The 2,458-nt window shown below is 62.7% G+C and carries 2 protein-coding genes and 3 pseudogenes; 2 read left to right on the top strand and 3 right to left on the bottom strand.

Translation table 11 applies throughout. From position 1 onward, the window contains the following. Both JSE7799_RS03020 and istB read left to right on the top strand, forming a co-directional pair. Positions 1-362: pseudogene (locus tag JSE7799_RS03020) on the top strand (IS21 family transposase); the annotation flags it as partial. A gap of 163 nt (positions 363-525) precedes the next feature. Then, positions 526-1,188: pseudogene (istB, locus tag JSE7799_RS03015) on the top strand (IS21-like element helper ATPase IstB); the annotation flags it as partial. Here the strand turns inward: istB and JSE7799_RS03010 are convergent. From JSE7799_RS03010 to JSE7799_RS03005, 3 genes and pseudogenes are all read right to left on the bottom strand, one after another. After that, on the bottom strand, positions 1,183-1,752 hold the full coding sequence (locus tag JSE7799_RS03010) for a hypothetical protein (RefSeq protein WP_055662282.1): 570 nt from the start codon (positions 1,750-1,752) through the stop codon (positions 1,183-1,185). The pseudogene istB and the gene JSE7799_RS03010 overlap by 6 nt on opposite strands. Before the next feature lie 27 nt (positions 1,753-1,779). Beyond that, positions 1,780-2,028 (bottom strand): annotated as a pseudogene (locus JSE7799_RS22185) (DUF6538 domain-containing protein); the annotation flags it as partial. Next, a partial coding sequence (locus tag JSE7799_RS03005) for an integrase core domain-containing protein (RefSeq protein WP_144431536.1) occupies positions 2,025-2,458 on the bottom strand: 434 nt, incomplete at its 5' end. The gene JSE7799_RS03005 and the pseudogene JSE7799_RS22185, both read right to left, overlap by 4 nt.

Genomic DNA, 2,458 nt, shown 5'->3' with positions numbered 1-2,458 from the left:
TGGTTCAGCGCAAGCCGGGCGCGCTTCGTAACGGCGCCCCGTTTGTCGAGATGCCGGAGGCATTCCGCCAGTTGCAGGATCAGATGCTGCGCAAGCCCGGCGGCGATCGCGAGATGGTCGAGATCCTGTCGCTGGTCCTGCATCACGATGAACAGGCGGTGCTGTGCGCCGTGGAAATGGCGCTGGAGGCGGGCGTGCCGACCAAGACCCATGTGCTGAACCTGCTCCACAGGCTGGTGGATGGCACACCGACCGACCGGCTCGATGTGACGCCCCCTTCAAGTCTCGTTCTGACGAAGGAACCTGAGGCCAATGTCGCACGCTACGACGGACTGCGGGGAGGAACACGTCATGCGTCATGATCCCGCCGGAGCCGCCATCGTCATCATGCTGCGCAGCCTCAAAATGCCGGGCATGGCGCAGGCGGTGCATGACCTCATGGAACAAGGTGCCCCAGCGTTCGAGGTATGAGGAGGATCAGAAAACAGTCCGGGGGACTGTTTTCCCGACGATTGGATGCCGATGCTGTCGCAGTTGCTCAAGGCTGAAATGGCTGAACGCGAGGTGCGCTCCATCTCCTATCACATGAAGGCCGCGCGCTTCCCGGCCTACAAGGACCTGTTCGGCTTCGACTTCGCCGCCAGCGAGATCAACGAAGCCCTCGTGCGTCAACTCCATCGGTGCGAGTTCATGGATGCGGCCGAGAATGTCGTGCTGATCGGCGGACGCGGCACGGGGAAAAGTCATGTCGCGACCGCCCTCGGCGTCCAGGCCATCGAGCATCACCGCAAACGCGTGCGCTTCTTCTCGACCGTCGAGCTGGTAAATGCGCTGGAACAGGAAAAGGCACAGGGAAAGGCCGGCAAGATTGCCGAGGCGCTGGTGAAGACCGAATTGGTGATCCTCGACGAGCTGGGATACCTGCCGTTCAGCGCCTCGGGCGGCGCGCTGCTGTTCCACCTATTGAGCAAGCTCTACGAGCGCACCAGCGTCGTCATCACCACCAACCTGAGCTTCAGCGAGTGGGCGAGCGTCTTCGGTGATGCCAAGATGACCACCGCGCTGCTCGATCGCCTCACCCATCGCTGCCACATCCTGGAGAGCGGCAACGACAGCTACCGCTTCAAGGCAAGCTCCGAGACAGCGAAGAAGAAACGGAAGGAGACAGCAGTATTGACCCCATCATGAACCAACAACCATAACTACCGGGCGGGTCAGATCTCGGTGACAATGCTGGGTCAGTTCTCCGTAACATCCAACAGCACGGAATTTCTTTTCGACGTCGACCGGAGCGTCCTCGCACTCTTTCTCGACTGCTTCCGAGAGCGACATCGGTGGTTTCAGAGAGGCGCAATCCGCCTTCAGACCGACTTCTTCGAGAAGGGCCTTCCCGAGGCGCAGCGGGACTTCGCAGTCGTGTGCAGCTGACAAAGCCACGTTGAGCAGCTCACGCGTGTTAACCAGGATGCGCCCGGCGATCGCGGGATCTGCCAAAGCCTCGCGCGGCAGGCCAACAAGATCGGCGGTATCTGACGCGAGATCGGAAGCATGACTCCAATCCCGCGCTTGCAGGGCAGTTCCCACGGCTCCTTGCTGCTGTCGCAGAGACGCGACATAGGCTTCGCTCTCCTGCGGGTCGAACGGCGCCTCCAGGCGCGCCATCATGCTGGAGATTGCCCCGCGCACGTGCTCACGGATCAGCGCCTTAGTCCGCCATTCATTGCCCGGTGCGTCAGCCAGTTCCACAATCATCTTCCGCTCTCCCGCCTCGATGGCGGCAAGCAGGTCGGCAGACCGCTTTACCGCGTCGGCGAGAATGTGGGTGCGAAGCGAGACGGACAGAAATTCGGGTGCCCCGACGACACGAAGCGCCTTAGGCCAGCGTCGGCGAAAGTAGAAGATCCCGTTCCTGCGAACGAGGTGAAGACCCCATCTTCGGCCCGGGTCACGCCGTCCGCTCAGCGGCCGATGTGAACCAGTTTGTGAACGGTGTTCGTCAAGGTAGTTGTCGCCTGCACTCGTTTTCACGCTGCGTTCTCGGCTGGGCCGGCCATGGGGCCGCCGCCGCCAGCTTCATGAGGGAGCGCGTCGGCAGCCCCATGGCCTCTGCGCCCGGCATCGGGTCGCTCGGGGTTAAGCCAGGCCGAGCCGATGGGCTGCCAGTCGCGGGTCTGACCTGACCAGCGTTCCGGGTGTACGGCGCGGGCCATCTGGTAGACGCGGTGGCGCTCTGCCAGCAGCGCCTTTTCCTCGCCACGATGGCGCTGGTCGGGTGTCACGAAGCGGATGGCGCTGTGCCGATGCTCGGTGTTGTACCAGGTGACGAAGGTCTGGACCCAGATCTGCGCCTCCTCGATCGTCGCGAAGCCGCGGGTTGGCCAACCGGGCGTATATTTGCAGGTCCGGAACAGGGCCTCGGAGAACGGATTGTCATTGCTGACCCGGGGTCGGCTGAACG

This window comes from Jannaschia seosinensis, assembly GCF_001408515.1.
GTDB lineage: Bacteria > Pseudomonadota > Alphaproteobacteria > Rhodobacterales > Rhodobacteraceae > Jannaschia > Jannaschia seosinensis.
This window is presented reverse-complemented; position numbering and strand designations above follow the sequence as displayed.